The sequence below is a fragment of the Desulfitibacter alkalitolerans DSM 16504 genome (genome assembly GCF_000620305.1).
Classification (GTDB): Bacteria; Bacillota; DSM-16504; order Desulfitibacterales; family Desulfitibacteraceae; genus Desulfitibacter; species Desulfitibacter alkalitolerans.
Window position 1 is genome coordinate 428113 of sequence record NZ_KK211101.1, and the last position, 23340, is coordinate 451452.

The following is a 23340-nucleotide window of genomic DNA, read 5'->3' on the forward strand; positions in this document are numbered from 1 at the left end:
CAGGCTTACCGCTGCCTATCACTCTTTTTTAAATCGTATTTTTTAATTTTATACTGGAGATTCTGTCTGTTTAATCCCAATTGATTTGCAGACTTTGAAATATTCCATTTGGTCTTTTTTAAGATTTCTGCAATGATGTTTTTTTCATACTCTGCAAGCTGCTGATTAAGATCTATCATTACTTTTAGTTTACCAGTGGTTTTTGTATAGGATAAAAGCTCCCTTTGAAAGTGAGTAGGCAGGGTGTCAACCCCAATGGGACTTTTATCAGCTCTAAGCAAAAGATTTTCAATGATATGCTGTAATTGACGAATATTACCTGGCCAATTATATGCTTCTAAAAGTTCAGTTAATTCCTTGCTGAGTTTATAGGAACCCTTTTTATATATCAGGCAATATTTTTTTACAAAATAGTCTATTAAGTCTCTTATATCCTCCTTGTGCTCTCTAAGGGGTGGAATGGTCAGAACAAGACCAGAAAGGCGGTAATACAAATCTGAGCGCATTTCTTGCCTTTCTACGCTAATGAGTGGATCCCTGTTTGTTGAACTGATAATTCTACATCTGATACTATATTCCCTTGGACTGCCTATTCTTCTAGCTCTTCTTTCCTGCAACACCCTCAAAAGCTTAGCCTGCAATGATAGGGGCATGGAGTTAATTTCATCTAAAAACAAGGTTCCTTCTCCGGCCTGTTCAAAAAATCCTGACATGTCTGCAGCACCTGTAAAGGCACCCTTGGTCGTTCCAAATAGCAGGCTTTCCAAGAGGTTTTCCGGTATTGCTGCACAATTAATTGCAAGGAATGGTTCTGTATTTCCCTGGCTGTAGTTGTGAATGCTCTGGGCAAAAAGCTCTTTGCCGGTTCCTGTTTCCCCTGTTATTAATATTGGGGTAGTGCTTGAAGCAATTTTTTTAGCTTCAAACTTTAGCTGGTTCATTACCTGGCTATTTCCAATAATATCATCGAAGGTATAGCTGGCCATGTTATTTAACCCAGCTCTAGTGTTTGAATTGTCTTCAGAATATGATCTTTGCAGCTGCATGGTCCTTTCTAAAAGCTCCTTGAGTTTTGCAACATTTCTGCACAAAGAGTACACTCCTAAAATTTTATCATCTTGGAAAATGGGCAGGGTCTTATATACCATATCCACTTCATTTCCCTGGGTAGTATAATAAATCCTATTGCCTTCTTCAATGGGTTCCCCAGTTTTAAATACATGAATATGTTCATTATGTTCATGATCAACTCTATATACTTCAGATATTTTCTTGCCAATCACTTCACTTTGATTAAGACCATCAAGCTTGGCCATTTCTTTATTGTAGAAAATAATCCTATTATCCTTGTCGCTAATGAGTATTCCTTCTTTAACATTATTTAACGCCTGTTCAAGACAATAAAGCCTTTCATTAAGCTTTTTAACCATGGATTGTTCCACTTTTAGGCTCCTCCTAAACTAACATACTAACTTTTATACTGTTTTTTATACTATCATAATACCATAAGGAGAAGACCATGCAATTTATCTTTGAAATTTTTATGCTGACATTAGTAATACTAGAAGGAAGAAAGTACTTACTTTTAGAATCATTAGAAATAGTATACTTTGCCAAGGAGGTCTAATCAAAATGAAAGAAAGGTCACTATATGCTGAGCCATACAAAATTAAGATGGTAGAGCCTATTAAGGTTACTGCCAGAGAGTACAGAGAGACGAGACTAGCTGAGGCAGGGTACAATGTTTTTAATCTGGCTAGCGAGGATGTTTATATTGACTTGCTAACTGATAGTGGTACTAGTGCCATGAGTGATAACCAATGGTCTGGTATTATGAGTGGAGATGAGTCCTATGCAGGTGGGAAAAATTACTTTAACCTAAAAAGAACCATTAAAGATGTTATGGGATATGACTTTGTGGTGCCAACCCATCAGGGCAGAGGAGCAGAAAATATACTGATGCAGATGTTTGTTAAGGAAGGTGATAGAATACCAGGCAACCTTCATTTTGACACTACAGATGGACATATCCGCCTTAGAAAGGCCCTACCTGTAAACCTCTTGAAAAAAGAAGGATATGACAGTACCTGTAAAGCACCTTTTAAGGGAGACATTGACCTGAACAAGCTTGAGGAAGAGCTTGAAATGCATAAGGAGAAAATACCCTTTGTGCTAATAACCGTTACCTGCAACAACAATGGTGGTCAGCCTGTTTCCATGAATAACCTTAGAGAAGCTCGACAGCTTACTGACAAATATGGAGTACCTCTATTTTTAGATGTTGCAAGATTTGCAGAGAATGCTTTTTTCATCAAGGATAGAGACCCAAATTACAAGGATGTGAGCATAAAAAACATTGTAAAAGAGATGTTCTCCTATGCCCATGGATGTTCAATGAGTGCAAAAAAAGATGCCCTTGTAAATATTGGAGGCTTTCTGGCATTTAAGGATAATCCAGATTATTATAAAAGGGCCGTGGAAATTCAAATACCCTTTGAAGGTTATGCTACCTATGGAGGACTGGCAGGCAGAGATTTAGAGGCCATGGCGAGAGGACTCAAGGAAGTCCTTTCTGAAGAATACTTGGAGGATAGGATAGGTCAGGTAAAATACCTTGCTGATAAGCTTTTGGCCATTGGAATTCCAATTATTGAGCCCCCAGGGGGTCATGGAGTATATGTAGATGTTAAACGATTTCTTAACCATCTGCCACAAAAGTTTTTCCCTGCACAAGCCCTGGTGTGTCAGTTATACCTGGAGGCAGGAATCAGAAGTGTTGAAATTGGAGCCTGTGCTTTTGGATACTTGGATCCTGATACAGGAGAAGAGGTATATCCTGAGATGGAGCTTTTAAGAATGGCTGTACCCAGGCGGGTCTATACAGATAGACATATGGATGTGGTTGCAAATGCATTTGCAAATATTGCTGATAAGAAACCAGACATTAAGGGACTGAAGCTTGTATACCAGGCAGAAGTTTTGAGGCATTTTACAGCCCAGTTTAAGCCCCTTTGAAAAATTTAAGAAATTATAAAACTAGCACCAAAACCATATTGGCTTTGGTGTTATTTTTTTTATTATTATAAAGTATTGACATTTCAACTAAGGAAAAATACAATTAAGTTGTAAATATACAATATTGCAAAATTTATTTGAGGTGAAACCATGATGCGAAATAAAGTTCTAGCCGTGGATTATCATAAGTGCATTGGTTGTCGTATATGCGAGCAATGGTGCAGCTTGAGCCATCACGGAGTAATAAGCCCTGTCAAGGCAAGGGTTAAGGTTCATAGAATTGAAGAAACTGGAGCCAATATACCCGTTATATGTACACAATGTAATCCAGCACCTTGTGTTTCAATTTGTCCGGAGAATGCCTTGTCAAGGGATTTAAAAACAGGTGCAGTTAGAGTTAATGATGATCTTTGCGTTGCCTGTAGAAAATGTATGAATGCATGTCCAAATGGAGCCATATCATTAGATACAAGTGGAGAAACAGTATTAATTTGTGATTTATGCAAGGGGAAACCACAATGTGTGGCTCAATGTCCCACAAATTCACTAACTTATGTCCTGCCTGAAATAGTTGGCAGAGAGCAAAGGACAAGAATTGCACGTTGTTTTGAAAAAGGAGGAAGGGAATAATGGAGAAGATACCTGTAAGTTCAACTGGCAAATTATTGAGAGTAAACCTTTCTTCTAAAGAGATTAGTCAAGAAAGCATTCCCTTTCATGTATATAGAGATTATTTAGGCGGTAGGGGTGCTGGTGCATATTATTTATTAAAAGAGCTTGCAAAGGGAGTAGACCCCCTGAGCGAAGATAATAAGCTTGTCTTTTTTACAGGGCCTGTCATTGGTACCTTGGCCCCAGGCAGTAATAAAGTATCTGTTACCTTTAAATCACCCCTAACAAATACCTATTCCATGTCCCTATGTGGAGGTTTTTGGGGACCAGAGTTAAAATTTGCGGGTTACGATGCCCTTATTATTGAAGGTAAATCAGAGAAACCGGTATACCTGTGGATTGACAATGGAGAAGTTTCCCTAAAAGCTGCAGAGCATTTATGGGGGCAGTTAATCCCTAAAGCAAGTGATGAAGTTAAAAAAGAATTAGGTAATGACAACACAATTCGTGTAGCTTGTATAGGTCCTGCAGGTGAAAAGTTAAATAAAATGGCCTGTATTACTGCAGATAGACACCGGGAGTTTGGCAGAGGTGGAGCTGGTGCAGTTATGGGTTCAAAAAACCTTAAGGCTATTGCAGTTAGAGGTACTGGAGAGATACAGATGTCACAAAAGGGCAAAATGGCTTCTCTAGTTAAAACCCTATATCAAGAGTTTAAAGGGCACCCAAAAGCAAATGCCAGGACAAGGTATGGTACAGTAGAAATGCTTGAAGGAATTAATAATCTGGGCTTCTGGTCAACACGCAACTTCTCACAAGGGTATTTTGAAGGTGGAGAAAAGCTAGTTGGGCCTAAAATGAGAGATGATATTGTCGTTAGTGATGCATCCTGCTATGCTTGTCCAATAGGTTGTGGGAAAAATGCCAGGGTTTACTATAAGGGTTCACGAGTTCACCTTGAAGGACCAGAGTTTGAAACTGTTGGACTATTAGGAGCAAACTGTGGTGTAGATGACTGGGAAAGTATTCTTAAGGCAACTGAAATATGTGACTATTACGGAATGGACACCATGGCTGTTGGGGCTACCATATCCTTTGCCATGGAGTGCTTTGAAAAGGGAATCATTGGCTTAAAGGATACTGATAATATTGAGCTTAAATTTGGCAATGGAGATGCCCTTGTATCTTTGGCAGAAAAAATAGCCAACAGAGATGGTTTTGGTGACCTGCTTGCTGAAGGGGTAAAAATTGCATCAGAAAAATTAAATGCACAGGATTATGCCATGCACAGCAAAGGATTGCCTCTAGCAACCTATGACCCAAGAGGATGTAAGGGAATGGCCTTAACCTATGCCACATCACCCAAGGGGGCTCATCATATGATCTCACCAACCATGGGAGCTGAGATTCCTGGAGATAGGTTTGCCGAGGAAGGTAAGGCGGGTCTAGTAAAAGACACACAAATACAAATGGCCCTGGTAGATTCTCTTGGCTTTTGCTCAACAATGAGATTTGTTCTGAGTGTAGATAAACAGCAGCAGCTTCTTGAGCTTGGATCAGGATTGGAAATATCAAAAGAAGACATGTTCAAAATTGGTGAAAGAATCCTAAATATAGAGAGATTATTCAATATTAGAGAAGGCTTTAATCGTAAGGATGACACACTACCTAACAGGTTTCTAAAAGAGGTCATTAAAGAAGGATTAAGTGCCGGTCATTCAATTAATCTGGAAAAAATGCTTGATGAATATTATCAAGTAATGGGGTGGGATAGAAATGGTATCCCAGAAGAAAGCAAGCTTGCTGAATTAAACATTTCCCAATTTGGGAATAAGTAATTGTAACCTCCTCCCTATGTCATAACCGTTTGCCCATGAAGTAAACGGTTGTGACAATTTTAAATCTGAAGTTATTCTAGGCATAAAGGAGTGTTAATATGGCTATTAAAGGTAATCTTGTTGTTGGTCAATCAGGAGGACCAACTGCAGTTATAAATGGCAGTTTAGCTGGAGTTATTGCTGAAGCGAAAAAGCATAAAAGTATTGATAAGATTTTTGGTATGAAGCATGGCATTGAAGGACTGTTAAAAAAAGATTTTTTGGATCTAACTGATTGTTCACTGCATACCATACAAGGACTTCGTGTTACACCGGCATCTGCGCTGGGAGGGTGTCGTTATAAGGTGAGGGATAATGACTATCCTCAAATCTTGGAGATATTAAAAGAAAACAATATTCGGTATTTTTTCTATATTGGCGGTAATGATTCAATGGACACGTGCAACAAGATTAGCATGCTGGCAGAAAAAGAGGGCTATGAAATGCAGGTTATAGGGGTTCCTAAGACTATAGACAATGATTTGCCTGTTACCGATCACTGTCCGGGATTTGGAAGTGCGGCTCGCTATACGGCTGTCAGTACTGCTGGTGCTGGAAAAGATTTAGAGGCAATGAAAACCTTTGATGATGTAGCAATAAATGAAATAATGGGCCGTCATGCAGGTTGGCTGGCTGCAGCTTCAGCTTTAGCCAAGAATAATTTTAAAGATGCACCACACTTGATTTATCTTCCTGAAAGAGAGTTTTCCATTGAAAAGTTTTTAGAAGATGTAAAAGCTATTCATAAAGAGCTTGGTTATGTTTTTGTATCCATTGGTGAAGGCATCAGAGATGCCTCAGGTGAGTTTATTGGTGAAAACAAGGAAGATGCAGTAGTTGATGCCTTTGGGCATAAGGCTATTGCCCTTGGAAATGGCCCTGCAGCTTATCTGGCAAAAGTAATTAAAGAAAATCTCGGTTTACAAGCTCGTTACAGTAGATGTGGTACAATTCAAAGATCCTTTTCAGAATGTGTGTCTGATACTGATTATGAAGAGGCGTATCTTGTAGGTCTAACTGCCGTTAAATGTGCTTTTGAAGGCAAAACAGGTTTAATGATTACCCTTGAAAGAACCAGTAATAACCCATACACATGCGTTGCTGGCTCAGTTCCACTAAATAAGGTTGCTAATGTGGAACATTTTGTTCCTCAGGAATATATTAATTCCCAAGGAAATTTCGTTACAGATCAGTTTTATGAGTATTGCTTACCCCTGATAGGCAAAAACCTTCCAAGATATGTAAGATTATTCTAATCACACAAATATTCTATTAATTTATTTTGACATAGAGGCAATTAATAGATAAAATATACAAGAAATGGACCAAAAATTGTCGAGGAGAAAAGTAGAATGATTGATAAATCACAACCACTTCCCTTACACTATCAAATTACAATGGATTTAAGAAACAAAATAAGAGAGGGCTACTGGAGCGTTGGTGATCTGTTCCCTACTGACAAAGACTTGATGGAACAGTATGGTGTTAGCAGCACCACTATTCGACGTGCTGTTTCTGAACTGGTTAATGAAGGTTGGCTTAAAAGACAACCTGGGAAAGGAACCTTTGTTACAAAGGAATTTGTGGAAACAGTAGACGATGGCTTAAGGGGATTCTTTGAAGAGGTTAAAGCAAAAGGCATGATTCCCAGTGCAGACGTATTAAGTATGAATTCCTTCGTAGTAGATGAAAATATCTGTGAACATATTCCTGGACTTCAGGTTTTCAAGGATAGTAAGGTTTTTGTAATAGAAAAGGTTCATAGGATTGATGGAAATCCCGTTACCTATGTGAAAAGCTATTGGCCTTATGATATAGGCAGTAAAATTTCCGAATATGATCTATCATTGAGGGGTATGTACGAAGTATTGGAAGTAGAGTTAAAGATTTCACTGGAAAAGGCTGAACAGCTTATAAGTTCAAAAATCGCAGATGAAAGGGAGGCAAAAGCCCTAGAGGTTTTAGAAAAGTCCCCTGTATTATTAATGGAGAGGGTTGCTTATGCACAAGGAAAGCCAATAGAGTTTTCCCATAACGTATATCGTGCTGATAGATATAGATATCGCCTAGTTCTAGAAAGAAATCAGCCTAAAAACGGTGGTATTGTTTTAGATAAATAAAAATATTTTTTATAATAAGAACCTTTAAGTCAATAAGCTTAAAGGCTCTTAGATTTTTACCACTGTAATTAATAAAAAACTATACTATTCTATTTAAGAAGATTATTGCAGGACTCTACCAGATGATCACTTGTATACTTGATATTGTTAATGGCTCCTGCAATTTCCCCCATGGCTATTTTTTCTTTCCTGGAGGAGGAGGCAATATTTTCTATATTCTCCTTGTTTAAATTAATTTCTCTAGACAGCTCTTGCAGAAGAGGAACAATATCCTGAACAACCTTTTGAATGTTAATGATATGAGCTTTTATTCTATCCACAGAAGAGTGGCTCTCAGTTGCTAGTTTTCTTACCTCCTGAGCTACTACTCCAAAGCCCCTGCCTTGATCACCTGCACGGGCGGCCTCAATGGCAGCATTTAAAGCAAGTAGGTTTGTTTGGTCTGAAATCTTTTTAATTGTCTCAACCACATCTCCTATGTTTTTGGTAGCATCAGCCAGTAATTTTGAAGTATCTACAATTGAAACTACCTTGGAGGATTCAACGCTCATTTTATCACTCAAAGACTCTACAGTGCAGGACGTTGTTTCAATTGATGCGTTCATCTCCTGGGTGACAGCAACTATTTGTTGAATTTCAGAATTTAAACGTTGGGATATTTGTGCCACTTCATTAGAAAAAAATTGATAGCTTACATGATAAACTGCCTTCATTAGGGTCTTGGTGCTATCAAAGGTGGCAACCCTTCTGGCAGGAATAATTAAAGCGTCCTCGTGAATATGGTCAGCATATTGGGATAATAAATGACCCCCAGGCCCTACAATAGTATCAGAACCTAATATGTATTTACTATTTGAAACTGCTTCAATAACTTTGTCAGTAGGCAGCTCATTGTAGGCAACTACATCATAACTAATATGATTCAAATTATTTTCTTTACAGTATTCAATTATTTTTTCTCCCTGGGCTTTATTGTTATTGAAGACAATTGCTTTTTCTCCATGAGGTATTTTTGCAACTTGTACATAGAAGTACGAATCAGGAACCAATTCCAGGCTAACAATTTTTCCCATGGGTAGTTTTTGAGCTGCTTCTTTAACTCTGGTAGGGAGAGCAACAAATAAATCTGCCATGGAGCCATTTGATACAGCTGATAATGCCATGGCCCTGGCATCAACTTCATTTGGGAAGATCTCCTTTACTACATGTAATAGCTCCTGGGCAACTGTTTCTGTACTACCAACAGTAATTATCCTAATCTTATTATCCATTTAATTCGCTCCTTACAGTCTCTTATATTTTAATATCATGGGACTTATAAGTACTTTTTATAAAAATATAATATCAAATTATCATTCCATTTGCTAGTTATTTCACATGAAAAAGTATGATTTTACCAAACAAAATCCCTATTTCATTAAGAATTAAGGTATAATATATTTACACAATAAACGGTTCACTTAACAGGGGTAGGGATAAAATGGAGCAGAATACAGATTCTTTGGATTTAATAGAACTGCTTTTTCAAAACATTAATGAACTTGGTCAAATGGCTGAAGAAGCAAGACAAAATAGTATGCTTGTTGCCAAGTCTTTAAAAGACCTTGAAGTGTATTACCAGGACTTAATAAAGAGTATACAAGGCTTAAATCAGGAAAAGTCCGCTCTCTTATGTCAATTGGACAAGGTTAAAATGGATATTGATTTGCTGGAGAAGGAAAAACAAGAACTTGAAAAAGCTCTTGCAAATGAACATGAAAGGGTTATTGAACTTCAGCGAAATAAGCACGAGGTAATAGTTGAGCTTAGAAAAGCTCAAAAGGAATTAGACAAGATCAATGATGATTTGGATATGGCCAGAAGACTGTATTAGATACTTGAATATGATGACAGCAGGAAACTAAAGTTAAATGGAGAATAAACAGTGATTAAATATTTAAAAAAGGAGATGTAAAAATGTATACAGAACTAGTTAATGACCATTTCCAGAATCCCCGTAATCAAGGCTTTATTGAAGATCCTGATGTAATAGGAGAGGTTAGTAATGAAAACCTGGGAGATTCAATAACCCTTTATTTAAAAATCAAGGATAATATTATTACTGATATTAAGTATGAGATATTTGGATGCCCAGCAGCGATTGCAACTGCTTCAATGTTAACTGAGTTAGTGAAGGGTAAAAGTTTAGAAGAAGCATTAAAGGTTACAAAGGTAGATGTTGCTGAAGCATTGGGAGGATTGCCAGAAAGAAAGATGGAGTGTTCTACAGTAAGCGTTCAGGCATTGAGAGAAGCTATTGAAGAATACAAGGCAACCAAAAACTAGCAAAAATATGGTGCATGGCTATAGGCCATGCACTCCTTATTTACCAGGCAATTTAAGTTAAGGCTATAATCTTTTGTAATGTCCTGTCTCTCACTTCATTGATCTTTGAGAAGTCCATGGCAGGTACATAATACTTTTCAAGCTCATCATGGATTTTTTTAGCGCTAGCTATATAATTTATGGCTCTATTTATAGAATTCCAGAACCTTTCTCTACATTCGGAAACTTCCTTATCATAATCAGATAACCTGCTGATTATCATTCCTGCAGTTAGGTCAATTTCAACAATATCTGCCCTAAGGCCATCCAGGATATAATCATTAGGGAAGGGGTTGATTACAGCTGTCTGCAGCTTTGGAATGTAGACACCAGAAAACTTTAAAGGGTCGAAGGAAGATCTAAACGCCTCTGTGCAAAGACTATAACTTTTAGCTTCAGTAATTAGCCTTTGTATAATGGTTGATTTTCCTGTCCCAGGTTCTCCTCTGAGTACAAAAACTTTTTTACAATTCTGGAGAATAGACGGCCATTGATTAACCAGGCCCATTGGAGTTGTTGCACTTGCAAATAGTTCTCTAGAGGTTGGGTAGTCTTCATATTGACGCTGTATATTTGTAAATATCCCTTCAATTACCTGGTGGGTAATTTCATTGACCTTTCTAAAATCTATACACTCAGTGATATAGCTCACCCATTCATCATGAATTACCTTTGCCTCTTTTAACGAGGTATAGGCTGTCTGGAAGCAACGGCTAACCTTTTTAAAGGTGTTAAGAATGGATGTTTTATTTTCAACCAATTGAGCTTCATTCCAATGGTCTCCAAGATGGATAATTTCATCAACTGCGCCAGGTGTGATTGGATCTACTACATGGGGAGCGGTACCATCCAGCAGACACACACCTATTTTAGGGATAACTAATCCATCAAGAGAATTATTATCACTAGAACACCAATGCTGTTCAATGTCATATCCCTTTTCGAGCATTGCATTTCCAATATACTTCATAAATGTTGATTTGCCTACACCAGGACCTCCCTTGATTACAAATATTCTTGAGGCGTCTTTTTGCTGTATTATGTTGTGGTAAAGAGAATAAAAACCCAAGCATGTATTCCCACCAGCGAAAAAACTTCTCACGGTTCCATTATCCATAATTATTCCTCCTGTTTTTAAATTTTTTAAATAATGTCACAATCGACTATGTAATATAGTACTGTTTGGCGGATAAAGGTGTTACACTTGAATGGAATTTTTATGGTAGTAATAAGCAGATGATCAAATCCTGGGAATAATTATTTAAGCTTAATATATTCGTTAATAAAATAATTAAAAACAGTTGAAGTAGTTTTTATCTACAAAGTGTCTCATTATTTAATAGACAATATTTAAATAAAAAATGATATAAACAAAGAAGGGATGTTAATCTTAGACAAATATATTAAACAATCTCTTCGTCAATATATTGAATACAATTATGGGAAACTATATTCTAAAATTTTAAAAGACTTTTAAATTGGGAAGGGGAATGAGAAATATGGTGACAAATACAGAAAAAGTTACAATTAATGGAAATGGATTAACTGTTGAACAAGTTCATGCTGTTGCATCCCAAAATGCACCAGTAGAAATAGCAGAATCTGCAATGGAAAGAGTAAGAAAAGGCAGACAAATAGTAGATGATATTACTTATAGTGATAGGGAAGTTTATGGAATTACAACAGGAACAGGTGCTAATAAGGATGTGAGGATTCCCCAAGAATTGGTTACAGAATTTCAAAATAGAATACTAATTAGTCATTGTATTGGCATTAAACCATATTATCCTGAAGAAATAGTAAGAGCCATAATGCTATGTAGAGCTAATGCAATGGCAAAAGGGGCAACAGGTATACAGCCACAGATAGTTAAAATGTTTGTTGACATGTTAAATGCAGGCATTCATCCTCTTACGCCTATGAGAGGCTCAGTGGGTTTATCCGATCTTGGTCCAATGTCTGAGCTGTCATTGCCATTAATTGGCTTGGGGGAAGTAATGTATAAAGGTAAAAAGATGCCTAGTGCAGAGGCCATTGAAATGGCAGGATTGACTCCCTTAAAACTTGCTGCAAAAGATGGAATTGCCTTGTGCAATAACAATGGACTTACCATGGGGCATGGCGCTATGATAATAAATATGTGCCAGCAGCTATTAGATACTGCTGATATAAGTTACGCCTTGCTTCTAGAAGGATATAGAGGTAATGTTTCTCCTCTTCATCCTGGGGTAAGCAAGGTTCGACCACATGTAGGTCAAGAATTTGTATTAAATAGAGTTCGCAATTTGTTAGAAGGCAGTTTCTTATGGGATAGTGGCACACAAAGATCATGCCAAGACCCCGTCAGTTTTAGAAGTGCCGTCCAGGTCAATGGTGCTTGTAGAGATGCTTTAAGGTTTGCAAAAGAAGGAATTGAAATAGAAATTAATTCATCAGGGGATAATCCATTAGTTATAATTGAAGAAAATGATATAGTTTCTAATGGTAACTACCATATAGCTACAGTAATAATGAGATATGAAATGCTTGGTATCGCTTTAGCATCACTAGCTAACATGATTGGAAACAGACTAACGAGAATTATGACACCAGAATTTGGTGATTTACCAAGATTCCTAACTCCTGATCCAGGTACTAGTTGTGGTTTTTCCACTATGCAAAAAACCTTTGCTGCACTGTATGCTGAGATTCGTCACCTGGCAAACCCTGCTACTTTAGATGCGTTGCAGGTAGCAAATCTTGTTGAAGACCATGCAACCATGGGGCCATACGTTCTCCAAAAAACAGAAAAAATTATTCGTTCAATGTATTACATTCTTGGAATGGAAATGTTTGTAGCCGCGCAGGCAATTGATTTAATAGGTAAGCCTAAACTTGGTAAGGGTACGACAGTAGCGTATAATACTATTCGAAGTGTTGTGCCTACTTTAAAAGAGGATAGACTGCTTAATATTGATATAGAAAATGCTGCAAAATTAATTGAATCAGGAAGGGTTTTACAAGAGTGTAATATTTAAACAAGGTAATATGAAAGGATTTAGAAAAATATATAAGCTATTAAAAAGAATAAACCGCCTATTAGGGTCGTTTATTCTTTTTATTTTAACTTAATCCATTATCCTGTCTGGCTAAACTTATTAAATAACTGCCGTAATAGATTATGGGAGTTAATGCTATTTGATTGGTGATTATGTTATACTTAATTATAATTAATTTTACCTTATTTTAAATGAACCAAGGGGGTTTTATTTGATGATCATATTGGAAGTACTGATAAAATTAATTTTACCAATATTTTTGGTAGCAGCTGTAGGATTTATACTTATAAAAAAGTACCTAAAAAGCAAACCCAAAAAGTAAACTGTCACCAGGAAAAGGACAAGGGATATCCTTATTTATATCGCTTAAGCTCATGGGTAGGAATTTTCCTGCCCTTTTTGGTAATAGAAAGAAGGAAAGTTGGCGCTTATCGAGAATTTGAAAAAAACATAAACTTTCAGTGGGGGTGGCATGATGGGCCTGGGAACTATACTGGTTATTGATGATGAAAAGAAAATAAGAGATTTAGTTAAAATGTATTTACTAAAAGAAGGATTTCAAGTAGATGAAGCTGAGAATGGAAACATAGCCTTTGAGAAAATTAAAAGGCATGAATATAGCTTAATTATATTAGATTTAATGCTGCCAGGTATAGATGGCTTTACTTTGTTTAAAGAAATAAGAAAAATTGGAGATGTACCAGTAATAATGCTTACTGCTAGAGGTGAAGAATTTGACAGGGTGCTAGGATTTGAAATGGGAGCTGATGACTATGTTGTAAAGCCTTTTAGTCCTAGAGAACTCATCGGACGGGTCAAGGCATTATTAAGAAGATCTAGCAATAATGATAAAGATAAATCATCCTTGCTTCAGTTTGACGATTTATCTATAGATAAAACCACCAGAAAAGTATTGGTGGAAGGTCAGGAAGTATTTTTAACTCCTAAAGAGTATGAACTGCTTTTATATTTAACCAGTTCCCCTGGACAGGTTTTTAGTAGAGAGCAAATTATGCAGGCTGTATGGAATTATGATTTTTTTGGTGATTTTAGAACAGTTGATACACATATTAAGAATTTAAGAGAAAAGCTTGGAAGTAATTCAGGTAAAAAATATGTCCATACAGTATGGGGAGTGGGGTATAAATTTGAGGTGCGTAAATGAAATTTGGTGTAAACCATAAACTGCGTATTTTATTAATACTTATAGTCCTTTTAGTTCTTCTTTTTGTTAGCATTTTTCTAGATTCTTCTATAAGAAAATACTATTTTAATAGAGAAGTAGATAGTCTCCTTGAAAAAGGGCAAAGTCTGGCTTTAAAATTAGGTCATAGTGAATCCTTAAGTGATTATAAAGAGGAAATACGATTCTTAAGTGAATTTATTGGTGCTGATATAATAATCATTAACCGTGATAAAAAGATTGTTGTATGTTCAGAAGGCCATCATCTTGACAATGGGATGTATATGGACTGGGAGGAATTAAAGGAAATATTTCAAGGAAAGTCTTTTATACACCATGGAGAGTATTTTGGTTTTAGAGATTCAAGAATCTCTATTGCTGTTCCAATATACCAGGACCAGCATGTAATGGGAACCGTGTTAATCAGCAAATCAGTAGATACCTTTACAGATATGGTTGATGATATGCGAAAAATTATACTGATGGTAGGGCTTGGAGCAGTATTGCTAACAGTACTAGTAACTCCCATTGTGTCCTATAGGTTTACAAAACCCTTATCCCAGATTATAGAAGCAGCACAAAAAATGTTACAGGGGGACTTTTCAGGGCGAGTAACGATTATCACCAAGGATGAAATAGGAGATTTAGCAAGGTGCTTTAACTCACTGTCAAAGGAATTGGAAAGATCTGTTGGAGAATTATTTCGTGAAAAGGATAAACTCATAAGTGTTTTAGAAAGTATGGACGAAGGGGTACTTACTTTTGATAAAAACCGAAACCTTACTCTAATTAGCCCGCAAACCAAAAATTTATTAAATGTAGATACAGATAGCTATTCATTAGCTGACAGCCCAGAAGGAAAATTAATTCTGGCGATGGTATATAAAGCTGTTAAGAGGAAAATGCTTGAAGAAAGAGAAATTGAGATAAATAATAAAGTAGTTTCTCTAAGGGCTAATCTATTAAAGGATAGCAAAACTGGTGAGGTTATGGGGGCAGTTGTAATAATCCAGGATGTTAGCGTAAAAAGAAAAGCTGACCAGCTTAGAAAAGAGTTTTTAGCCAGCGTATCCCATGAGATAAGAACTCCTTTGAGTATTATGCAGGGATATACAGAGGCATTACTTGATGGTATGGCTGACACACCTGAAGATAATAACACCTACTTGTTGATTATTAAAGATGAAATTATTAGATTGCGCGTATTAGTGGATGATTTACTGGATCTAAATAAAATGGAAGCTGGTAATTTTGCTCTTAAGAAGGACTATTATGATGTAGAAAGACTTTTAAAAAGGGTAAAGAGAAAGTATTCATCTTTTCAGGACAATACAGACATATCTATAGAATTAACCATTCAACCAGATATACCACTAATTTATGGAGATGAAAGGAGAATAGAACAAGCCCTGATTAATTTGGTGGAAAATGCCATTAGGCACACTCCAGACGGAGGTAGAATTATTATATCTGCTTTTTGTGAAGACGCAAAACTTACCTTGCAGGTGACTGACAATGGAGAGGGTATACCCTATAATGAATTGCCCTATATATGGGATAGGTTTTTTAAGGTTGATAAAGCTAGAACTAGAGAAAAAGCAGGCTCTGGTCTTGGACTTGCTATTGTTAAGAATATTATTGAGGCTCATGGAGGAACTGTGGGTGTAAGAAGTGTTGAAGGACAGGGCAGTATGTTTAAAATGGAGTTTCCCATAAACTAAAAGTTTATTGTGGGTAATAAAAGATGTTAAGGGAGAATACTTTCTAAGGAGTAGACCTATGAATTTAAAAACTAGAACTATACAACTTATTTCGCAAAGAAAGTTTGCAGAATTGGTTGATCTGGTTGACCAGGATAAAAGGGCTGTAAAATATATATATTCTCTTTTATATGACCCTGAAAGTACTGATAAATGGAATGCTGTTGATGCTTTAGGATATTTAGCAAGGAAACTGGCGGAAAAAGATAAAGAGTTTTTCAGGAATATTATTAGAAGATTTCTTTGGATGATGAATGAGGAGGGTGGAAATAGTAGCTGGAGTGCACCTGAAGCCATTGGAGAAATCATATATAACCAACCAGAGCTTTTTGGTGACTTGGCGCCAATGATGATAGCTGCAGCACTGGATGAAGCAATATTTCAGAAGGGAATGCTTTGGGCTGTTGGCAGGTTTGGGGAAAAAATACCTGATGAAGTTCAAAAGTTTGAAGAAGAAATTATAGATTTTCTGCATTCTGAGGACTTGGAAATAAAAGGGCTGGCCATAAGGGCCGTGGGTAATAGTGGTTTGAAAAAGGCTATCCCAATATTGCAAGCCATGAGTAAAAATGATAAATTTATTGAAATATATATAAATGGTACAAAGCACAAAATAACAATAAAGACCCTGGTTACAGAAGCTGTATCAAAGCTGGAAAGCTAAATGAAAAATCAAGGAAGATGTGGTTAAATGAATGAGCTAAGGTGCATAATTGGAGGAGATGAGATAAACTATCCTTATTCCATTGAGGAGTTTATCGTATTAGAGGGGCACTTGGTAGTGGCAAAACATAATAATGAAAGGCCCTTATTACAATCCATAATAAATATACGACCTGATGCCGTTATTATTAATACAAGCATGGAAGCAAAAAACCTTTTGGAATTATGCAAGAATATTTCCGAACAGAAGATTGCACCAATTATAATAATAGGAAATCAACTTGAAGCTCACAAGCTTTCCGCTTATATGAAAACTGATGTTTTCAGTTTTCTTATTGCTCCCATTAACCGGGATAATTTTATATCAGTATTGGAATTTTCATTAAGTAAATTTCAACAGATAGTTAATTTGGAAAAGAAAGTTAAGGAGTATGAAAAACAAATTGAACACAGGGCTCTTATTGAAAAAGCAAAAGGCTTGGTAATGAAGAATAAGGGGATGACAGAGGAAGAAGCTTATAGCATGATGAGAAAAATCAGTATGGATCAATGTATTTCAATGCAGAGGGTTGCCAAAGCAATAATAAAAAAATTGGGGTGAAACAATGAATCAAGACACCTATGAAGTGCTAGAAAAAGTAAAGGAAAATAATATAAAATTTATTAGACTTCAGTTTACTGATGTTTTTGGAAGGCTTAAAAATATTGCTGTAACTGTTGAAGATTTAGAAAAGGTTTTAAACAGGCAAAAAAGGTTTGATTCATCTGCAGTAATTGGAATAACAGAAAACAGGGAAGCAGATATAGTTTTATATCCTGATCCAGATAGTTTGGTGATCTTCCCCTGGAGACCCAGAGAAGGAGCAGTTGCCAGAATGCTTTGTGACGTTTACAATCCAGATGGTAGTATTTTTGAACTTTGCTCCAGGTCAAAGCTTAAAAAAGTCGTTAGAGAATCTTATGAAATGGGCTATGATGTGAAAATTGGTTCGGAAATTGAGTTTTTCTTGTTTCATACCACAGCAGATGGTACTCCAACAGTTAAGGCTCACGACCAGGCTGGATACTGTGATTTGACCCCTGTGGATCTTGGAGAAAATGCTAGAAGAGACATGGTTCTTACCCTTGAGGAAATGGGATTTGAAATAGGCTCCTCCCACCATGAGAATGCTCCTGGCCAGCATGAAATAGTCCTTAAACATGATGATCCTATAGAAGCTGCAGATAAAATAGCAACCTTTAAATTTGTTGTAAGGACCATTGCCCAAAGACATGGGCTCCATGCCTCTTTTATGCCCAAGCCTCTAATTGATACCAATGGATCTGCCCTGCATCTCCATCATTCCATCTATAACAATGAAGGGGATAATATATTCTTTGAAAAAGATGCCAAGTGGCAGTTAAGTAAGGAAGCACTATCCTATATAAAGGGAATTTTAGACCATGCTGGTGCCATTACTGCTTTTGCAAACCCCTTGATTAATTCTTATAAAAGATTATCCCCTAGTTATGTAGCACCCTTTTATATGGGATGGTCCCAGACAAATAGAAATACCATGATACGGGTTCCCTCGGAAAGGGAAGTAGGCTGCCGTATAGAATTAAGGAGTCCTGACCCTGCCTGTAATCCCTATACTGTTTTAGCTGCCAGCATAAAAACTGGTATAGATGGAATTATTAAGTTTCAACAAGGCTGCTCTTTACCTGAACCTTATGAAAGCATAGATTTTAAACACTATACGAATATCAATACCCTAGAGGAACATAGAAATGCTATTTTACCACGCAATTTAGATAGGGCTTTACAGGAATTAAGAAGCGATACTCTCATTAAAGATACCCTAGGCGAAGGTTTTGTACAGCTTTATTTAAATGCTAAGGGGAAAGAGTGGGAAAGATTCAACTCATTTATCCATCCATGGGAGTTAGATGAATATCTAATCCACGTGTAAAGATGTCAAATTGGCGGTGATAATACTAATGGATAGCATCTATTTAGCAACTGATGATACTGGCCTTCAACAGCAGGTTCAAAAAATTATGTCCAGAAATGGCTATCAAATTACAGAAACAGCTAATTCTGCTGTAAAAGTGGTCAGAGATATTAGACAACGTAAATTTCAATTAGTCATTTTAGACTATTTACTCCCGGGATTTAATGGACTTGATATTATTGATATTTTGTCCATGGAGCATGTGTCAATAATTCTTGTTGTAAATGCATGGCAGACAAATTTTTCAGAGCTTACCAGATCTGGCCAAGTAAACTCTATTGCGGTTAAACCAATTGCTGAGAATAACTTAATGCCAGCTGTTGAGTCTGCTTTGGCATCATCTCAAGAAATCAGGCGTTTAAAATCTGAATTAGATGAATTAAAGAAAAAAATGGAAGCTAGGAAATCCATTGACAAGGCAAAGGGCATATTGATGAAATCTCTGGGCATTTCAGAAGAAGAGGCATTTAGAAAAATTCAAAAGCAGAGCATGAATCAGTCCATGTCTATGAAAGCTGTTGCTGATGCTATAATAAACAGCTATAAATTTTTTAAATAATTTTAAGTAAAAATAGTTGTCAAGAGGTAGTTTTAATGATATATTATATTTAAGTAAGTGCTAGGCAATGGTGCCTGGCCTATACAAAGGGCAAAGAAGCTCTCAAGTGTACCATACATTAAGTATGTACATCTGGGAGCATTTTTTATTTATTAAATTTAATATAGGAGGGTATTAAGATGGATGATTTAAGGAAAAAGGAAATTATTGAGAAAGCAAGGGAACATGACGTCAAATTCATCAGATTGCAGTTTACAGATATTACTGGAGTACTTAAAAATGTTGCAATTACCATTGAACAATTAGAAAAAGCTTTAGACGGCGAGTTAATGTTTGACGGATCTTCAGTTGATGGTTTTGTTCGTATTGAGGAATCTGACATGTACTTAAGACCTGATCCAGATACATTTGTAGTGTTTCCATGGAGACCACAAAATGGCAGGGTGGCAAGATTGATATGTGATGTTTATAATCCAGATGGAACTCCCTTTAATGGCTGCCCAAGGGTAACTCTTAAGAGAGCGGTGGCAGAAGCGGAAAAAATGGACTACACAATGTATGTTGGGCCTGAATGTGAATTCTTCTTGTTTCATACTGACGAAAAAGGCCATCCAACCTTGGAAACCCATGATAATGCTGGATATTTTGACCTTACACCAGTAGATCTGGGAGAAAATGCAAGAAGAGATATGTGTGTTGTACTGGAGCAAATGGGCTTTGAGATTGAAGCTTCACACCATGAAGTTGCACCCGGCCAGCATGAAATTGATTTTAAATATGCTGATGCTGTAACAACAGCAGATATGATTGCAACCTTTAAGTTTGTAGTAAGAACAGTAGCTCAACAGCACGGCTTGCATGCCACCTTCATGCCAAAGCCAATAGCTGGAATTAACGGATCTGGTATGCATACAAACCAATCATTATTTAAAGACGGAACAAATGCTTTCTATGACCCGGCAAGAAAATATGGCTTAAGCAAGGTGGCATATAACTATATAGGCGGATTGCTTCACCATGCCAAGGCAATATGTGCCATTACCAACCCAACAGTAAACTCATATAAAAGGCTGGTACCAGGTTACGAGGCACCTATCTATATTGCATGGTCCCATAGAAATAGAAGTCCCCTTATCAGAATTCCTGCTAAAAGAGGTCTTTCAACCAGGGTAGAAATGAGAAATCCAGATCCCTCCTGCAATCCATATTTAGCCCTGGCAGTGATGCTAAGAGCAGGTTTGGACGGCATTAATAAAGAACTGGATCCAGGTTCACCAACAGATGTAAACATTTATACAATGACTAATGAAGAGAAGAATGAGAGGGGCATTGAAAGCCTGCCATCCACTATTATGCATGCCGTTGATGAGCTTGACAAAAATGAAATCGTAAAGGACGCTCTAGGTGAGCATATAGTAGCTAAATTTAAAGAAGCAAAGCACAAGGAATGGGAGTCTTACAAGATACAGGTTACTCCCTGGGAAATTGAGCAGTATCTATCACGTTTTTAAAGGGTCAGGCTTGACAAATTGACAATTATAGCTTTAATATATAAAGTCACTTAAAACCTTTACAATAATATGGATTTGAAAAAATAAAAATATATAATTTTTCCTATTTCAGTAGTTTTCTTAAAACAAGAAATACTGACTTTTTTTTTATAATAGTATATAATTACGTATTAAATATTATTGAAATTTTTAATATAATCCGGGGGTGTATAATGTACGATATAGTTGTATTGGGTGGAGGTCCAGGGGGATATGTTGCTGCCATCAGGGGGGCTCAGCTTGGAGCCAGGGTTGCCTTAATAGAAGCAGGAGAGGTTGGGGGCACGTGCTTGAATAAGGGCTGTATACCTACCAAGGCCATGATTGCTAGCATTGATAAGCTTGAGGCAGTAAAAGAGGCTGGAGAGTATGGGATAGAAGTTGATGGATATAAAATTAATTTTCATAAGCTTCAAGAAAGAAAGAGCCAGGTTGTGGCACAGCTTGTAAAGGGCATACATTTTCTAATTAAGAAAAATAAGATTGACTATTTTAAAGGATATGGTTATTTTCTCAATGAAAATGAAATCCAGGTCAGATCTGATGACGGGGAACAGACAATAGCAGGTAAAAATATCATCATAGCTACAGGCTCAGAGCCACTGTTATTTGATGCGTTTAATTATGATGGAGTTAATATCATAACTAGTGACGAAGCTTTAGAATTGACAGAAATTCCAGAGAGTTTATTGATAGTAGGAGGAGGAGTGATAGGGTGTGAGTTTGCCACCATATATGCTGCCCTTGGAACACAGGTAACAATAGTTGAAGCACTGCCTCATGTATTGCCCATGGTAGATAAGGATATTGCCATGAGATTACAAACCTTCTTAAAGAAAAAGGGAATTACCATTAAAACAAAAACAATGATCAAGGAGCTTACTGCCTCCTCAGGGTCAGTGAAAGCTGTCACTGACAGCGGTGAACTTAAAGCCAAGAAGGCACTTATTTCTGTGGGAAGGAAGGTTGCTTCCCGGGGTTTTGGAATTGAAAATACTGGGGTTGAGCTTGGCAGCAGGGGTGAGATTCTTGTAAACAAAAAGATGCAGACAAATATTCCTAATATTTATGCTATAGGTGATGTGACAAACAAAATACTACTAGCCCATGTAGCTTCTTTCCAGGGAATTGTGGCAGCAGAAAACATTCAGGGCAAAGAAGTGGAAATGGATTATGATGTTGTTCCCAATTGTGTATTTACCAAACCTGAAGTAGCTTCAGTAGGTTTAACAGATGATGAGTGTGCAAAGGAAGGAATTCCTGTTAAGGTAGGCAAATTCAATTTCATAGCTAACGGAAAGGCCGTGGCAATGGGAGAAACCGATGGAATGGTAAAAATAATTGCTAGAGAAGAGGATGATGTGATTTTAGGAATTCATATCATTGGACCCCACGCTGCTGATTTAATATCAGAAGCATCAATAGCAATTCATAATAAATTAACCCTAAAGGATATAACAGAGGTAATACATGCACATCCAACCCTGTCTGAAGCAGTAATGGAAGCTGCCGAACAAGCCCTTGGAATGGCAATACATGCTTAGGAGGTCATAATGAGTAAGACTAGATTTCCTGATTGGTTAAAAAGAAGAATCCCAGCTTCTGCAAATATCAATAAGACAAATGAAATATTAAAAAGTCTAAACCTCAACACTGTGTGTGAAAGTGCACTTTGTCCCAATAGGGGTGAATGCTTTACAAAAAAAACTGCAACCTTCATGATATTAGGAAATACATGTACCCGTAATTGTGGTTTTTGTGCTGTTCCAGTTGATAATAAGCCAGGTCCTGTTAATACTGAGGAACCAGATAAAATAGTCCAGGCTGTCAAGCAATTAGGACTTAAGCACGTGGTTATTACTTCAGTTACAAGAGATGACTTGTCAGATGGAGGGGCAGGGCATTTTAGTGCGGTGATTAGGAAACTAAAAGAGTTTGATAAAAGCCTGATCATTGAGGTTCTAACTCCTGATTTTGCTGGTTCCATATCAGCTATTGAAGCGGTAACCCTTGCCAAACCCAATATATATAATCATAACCTTGAGACAGTCCCAGAGCTGTATAAAATAGTCAGGCCTGAAGCTGATTACGATAGAAGTCTTAATCTATTAAAGCTAGTGAAATCACTTGACGAGGAAATATATACAAAATCAGGGATTATGGTAGGCCTGGGTGAAACCTTTGAACAGGTAGGAAAGGTTTTGGAAGATCTAAGGTGTGTAAATTGCGATGTAGTAACCATAGGCCAGTATCTTGCACCGTCTCAAAAGCATTTGGAGGTAAAGGAATTTGTTCATCCAGAAGTGTTTAAGGAATATGAAGCCCTTGGACAAAGTCTGGGGTTTAAGCATGTAGCAGCAGCGCCCTTTGTGCGCAGCTCCTTTAATGCCGATGATTTCTCAAAAAAAGTTTTAAGTGTGAACTAGGTATAAAGTATACACGACATAAAAGTCTTGAAATATTAATAAATTTATTTTATAATGTGTTAACAACAAAATATATCAAGACAACGGCGTCTTTGTATTCAGATGAGTCTGGTGCAAAGGCGTTTTTTGTTACCTGTTAAGGCAATGGCGTCTTTATGCCCGTTAAATTTAAATGAGGG

At 37.0% G+C, this 23340-nt stretch carries 20 protein-coding genes; 17 read left to right on the forward strand and 3 right to left on the reverse strand.

What is annotated here, in order from left to right:
* Nucleotides 1-5: 5 nt before the first annotated feature.
* Nucleotides 6-1442: a sigma-54 interaction domain-containing protein gene (locus K364_RS0114000; RefSeq protein WP_051534073.1), complete on the reverse strand. Its 1437-nt coding sequence runs from the start codon at nucleotides 1440-1442 to the stop codon at nucleotides 6-8.
* 190 nt (nucleotides 1443-1632) lie between these two features.
* On the opposite strand from K364_RS0114000, the gene K364_RS0114010 reads away from it, so the two are divergent.
* From K364_RS0114010 to K364_RS0114030, 5 genes are all read left to right on the forward strand, one after another.
* The gene (locus K364_RS0114010; RefSeq protein ID WP_028308535.1) at nucleotides 1633-3015 is read left to right on the forward strand and encodes a tryptophanase; all 1383 of its coding nucleotides are present in this window, start codon (nucleotides 1633-1635) and stop codon (nucleotides 3013-3015) included.
* A gap of 150 nt (nucleotides 3016-3165) precedes the next feature.
* Nucleotides 3166-3645: a 4Fe-4S dicluster domain-containing protein gene (locus tag K364_RS0114015; RefSeq protein ID WP_084295865.1), complete on the forward strand. Its 480-nt coding sequence runs from the start codon at nucleotides 3166-3168 to the stop codon at nucleotides 3643-3645.
* Nucleotides 3645-5465: an aldehyde ferredoxin oxidoreductase family protein gene (locus K364_RS0114020; RefSeq protein ID WP_035269322.1), complete on the forward strand. Its 1821-nt coding sequence runs from the start codon at nucleotides 3645-3647 to the stop codon at nucleotides 5463-5465. The genes K364_RS0114015 and K364_RS0114020 overlap by 1 nt, the downstream gene beginning before the upstream one ends.
* 98 nt (nucleotides 5466-5563) lie before the next feature.
* A complete protein-coding gene (locus K364_RS0114025; RefSeq protein WP_028308538.1) occupies nucleotides 5564-6760 on the forward strand; it encodes a 6-phosphofructokinase in 1197 nt (398 codons plus the stop codon).
* Nucleotides 6761-6856: 96 nt separating this feature from the next.
* Nucleotides 6857-7624, forward strand: coding sequence for a GntR family transcriptional regulator (locus K364_RS0114030; RefSeq protein WP_035269326.1), 768 nt, complete (start codon nucleotides 6857-6859; stop codon nucleotides 7622-7624).
* Nucleotides 7625-7713: 89 nt separating this feature from the next.
* On the opposite strand, the gene K364_RS27620 is transcribed toward K364_RS0114030, so the two are convergent.
* Nucleotides 7714-8895: a methyl-accepting chemotaxis protein gene (locus K364_RS27620; RefSeq protein ID WP_028308540.1), complete on the reverse strand. Its 1182-nt coding sequence runs from the start codon at nucleotides 8893-8895 to the stop codon at nucleotides 7714-7716.
* A 209-nt stretch (nucleotides 8896-9104) separates the two neighbouring features.
* Between K364_RS27620 and K364_RS0114040 the strand changes: the two genes are divergently transcribed.
* Entirely contained in the window at nucleotides 9105-9497 is a 393-nt protein-coding gene (locus tag K364_RS0114040; RefSeq protein ID WP_028308541.1) for a hypothetical protein, read from the forward strand.
* Nucleotides 9498-9580: 83 nt separating this feature from the next.
* Nucleotides 9581-9949: an iron-sulfur cluster assembly scaffold protein gene (locus K364_RS0114045; protein WP_028308542.1), complete on the forward strand. Its 369-nt coding sequence runs from the start codon at nucleotides 9581-9583 to the stop codon at nucleotides 9947-9949.
* 52 nt (nucleotides 9950-10001) lie between these two features.
* On the opposite strand, the gene K364_RS0114050 is transcribed toward K364_RS0114045, so the two are convergent.
* A complete protein-coding gene (locus tag K364_RS0114050; protein WP_028308543.1) occupies nucleotides 10002-11105 on the reverse strand; it encodes a PRK06851 family protein in 1104 nt (367 codons plus the stop codon).
* A gap of 382 nt (nucleotides 11106-11487) precedes the next feature.
* Between K364_RS0114050 and K364_RS0114055 the strand changes: the two genes are divergently transcribed.
* From K364_RS0114055 to lipA, 10 genes are all read left to right on the forward strand, one after another.
* The gene (locus tag K364_RS0114055) at nucleotides 11488-13005 is read left to right on the forward strand and encodes an HAL/PAL/TAL family ammonia-lyase (protein WP_028308544.1); all 1518 of its coding nucleotides are present in this window, start codon (nucleotides 11488-11490) and stop codon (nucleotides 13003-13005) included.
* Nucleotides 13006-13507: 502 nt separating this feature from the next.
* On the forward strand, nucleotides 13508-14191 hold the full coding sequence (locus K364_RS0114065; protein WP_422857228.1) for a response regulator transcription factor: 684 nt from the start codon (nucleotides 13508-13510) through the stop codon (nucleotides 14189-14191).
* Nucleotides 14188-15930 (forward strand): sensor histidine kinase, encoded by a 1743-nt coding sequence (locus K364_RS0114070; protein ID WP_028308546.1) that lies wholly within the window; start codon nucleotides 14188-14190, stop codon nucleotides 15928-15930. The genes K364_RS0114065 and K364_RS0114070 overlap by 4 nt, the downstream gene beginning before the upstream one ends.
* Nucleotides 15931-15988: 58 nt before the next feature.
* Nucleotides 15989-16633, forward strand: coding sequence for a DVU0298 family protein (locus tag K364_RS24215; RefSeq protein ID WP_051534074.1), 645 nt, complete (start codon nucleotides 15989-15991; stop codon nucleotides 16631-16633).
* A gap of 27 nt (nucleotides 16634-16660) precedes the next feature.
* Entirely contained in the window at nucleotides 16661-17233 is a 573-nt protein-coding gene (locus K364_RS0114080; RefSeq protein ID WP_028308547.1) for an ANTAR domain-containing response regulator, read from the forward strand.
* 4 nt (nucleotides 17234-17237) lie between these two features.
* Complete coding sequence (locus K364_RS0114085) at nucleotides 17238-18584, forward strand: glutamine synthetase family protein (RefSeq protein WP_028308548.1); 1347 nt, start codon at nucleotides 17238-17240, stop codon at nucleotides 18582-18584.
* Nucleotides 18585-18612: 28 nt separating this feature from the next.
* Entirely contained in the window at nucleotides 18613-19185 is a 573-nt protein-coding gene (locus K364_RS0114090; protein ID WP_051534075.1) for an ANTAR domain-containing response regulator, read from the forward strand.
* A 179-nt stretch (nucleotides 19186-19364) separates the two neighbouring features.
* Nucleotides 19365-20696 (forward strand): type I glutamate--ammonia ligase, encoded by a 1332-nt coding sequence (gene glnA / locus K364_RS0114095; protein ID WP_028308550.1) that lies wholly within the window; start codon nucleotides 19365-19367, stop codon nucleotides 20694-20696.
* Between the two features lie 212 nt (nucleotides 20697-20908).
* Nucleotides 20909-22279 carry a dihydrolipoyl dehydrogenase gene (gene lpdA, locus K364_RS0114100; RefSeq protein WP_277995593.1) on the forward strand — a complete coding sequence of 457 codons (1371 nt, stop codon included), beginning with the start codon at nucleotides 20909-20911 and terminating at the stop codon, nucleotides 22277-22279.
* A 9-nt stretch (nucleotides 22280-22288) separates the two neighbouring features.
* The gene (gene lipA, locus K364_RS0114105) at nucleotides 22289-23161 is read left to right on the forward strand and encodes a lipoyl synthase (protein WP_028308552.1); all 873 of its coding nucleotides are present in this window, start codon (nucleotides 22289-22291) and stop codon (nucleotides 23159-23161) included.
* Nucleotides 23162-23340: the final 179 nt, after the last annotated feature.

Bases quoted from the DNA above. Each gene is read 5' to 3' on its own strand.
- K364_RS0114010 (WP_028308535.1), top strand. From the start codon at position 1,633: ATGAAAGAAAGGTCACTATATGCTGAGCCATACAAAATTAAGATGGTA.
- K364_RS0114015 (WP_084295865.1), top strand. From the start codon at position 3,166: ATGATGCGAAATAAAGTTCTAGCCGTGGATTATCATAAGTGCATTGGT.
- K364_RS0114020 (WP_035269322.1), top strand. From the start codon at position 3,645: ATGGAGAAGATACCTGTAAGTTCAACTGGCAAATTATTGAGAGTAAAC.
- K364_RS0114025 (WP_028308538.1), top strand. From the start codon at position 5,564: ATGGCTATTAAAGGTAATCTTGTTGTTGGTCAATCAGGAGGACCAACT.
- K364_RS0114030 (WP_035269326.1), top strand. From the start codon at position 6,857: ATGATTGATAAATCACAACCACTTCCCTTACACTATCAAATTACAATG.
- K364_RS27620 (WP_028308540.1), bottom strand. From the start codon at position 8,895: ATGGATAATAAGATTAGGATAATTACTGTTGGTAGTACAGAAACAGTT.
- K364_RS0114040 (WP_028308541.1), top strand. From the start codon at position 9,105: ATGGAGCAGAATACAGATTCTTTGGATTTAATAGAACTGCTTTTTCAA.
- K364_RS0114045 (WP_028308542.1), top strand. From the start codon at position 9,581: ATGTATACAGAACTAGTTAATGACCATTTCCAGAATCCCCGTAATCAA.
- K364_RS0114050 (WP_028308543.1), bottom strand. From the start codon at position 11,105: ATGGATAATGGAACCGTGAGAAGTTTTTTCGCTGGTGGGAATACATGC.
- K364_RS0114055 (WP_028308544.1), top strand. From the start codon at position 11,488: ATGGTGACAAATACAGAAAAAGTTACAATTAATGGAAATGGATTAACT.
- K364_RS0114070 (WP_028308546.1), top strand. From the start codon at position 14,188: ATGAAATTTGGTGTAAACCATAAACTGCGTATTTTATTAATACTTATA.
- K364_RS24215 (WP_051534074.1), top strand. From the start codon at position 15,989: ATGAATTTAAAAACTAGAACTATACAACTTATTTCGCAAAGAAAGTTT.
- K364_RS0114080 (WP_028308547.1), top strand. From the start codon at position 16,661: ATGAATGAGCTAAGGTGCATAATTGGAGGAGATGAGATAAACTATCCT.
- K364_RS0114085 (WP_028308548.1), top strand. From the start codon at position 17,238: ATGAATCAAGACACCTATGAAGTGCTAGAAAAAGTAAAGGAAAATAAT.
- K364_RS0114090 (WP_051534075.1), top strand. From the start codon at position 18,613: ATGGATAGCATCTATTTAGCAACTGATGATACTGGCCTTCAACAGCAG.
- glnA (WP_028308550.1), top strand. From the start codon at position 19,365: ATGGATGATTTAAGGAAAAAGGAAATTATTGAGAAAGCAAGGGAACAT.
- lpdA (WP_277995593.1), top strand. From the start codon at position 20,909: ATGTACGATATAGTTGTATTGGGTGGAGGTCCAGGGGGATATGTTGCT.
- lipA (WP_028308552.1), top strand. From the start codon at position 22,289: ATGAGTAAGACTAGATTTCCTGATTGGTTAAAAAGAAGAATCCCAGCT.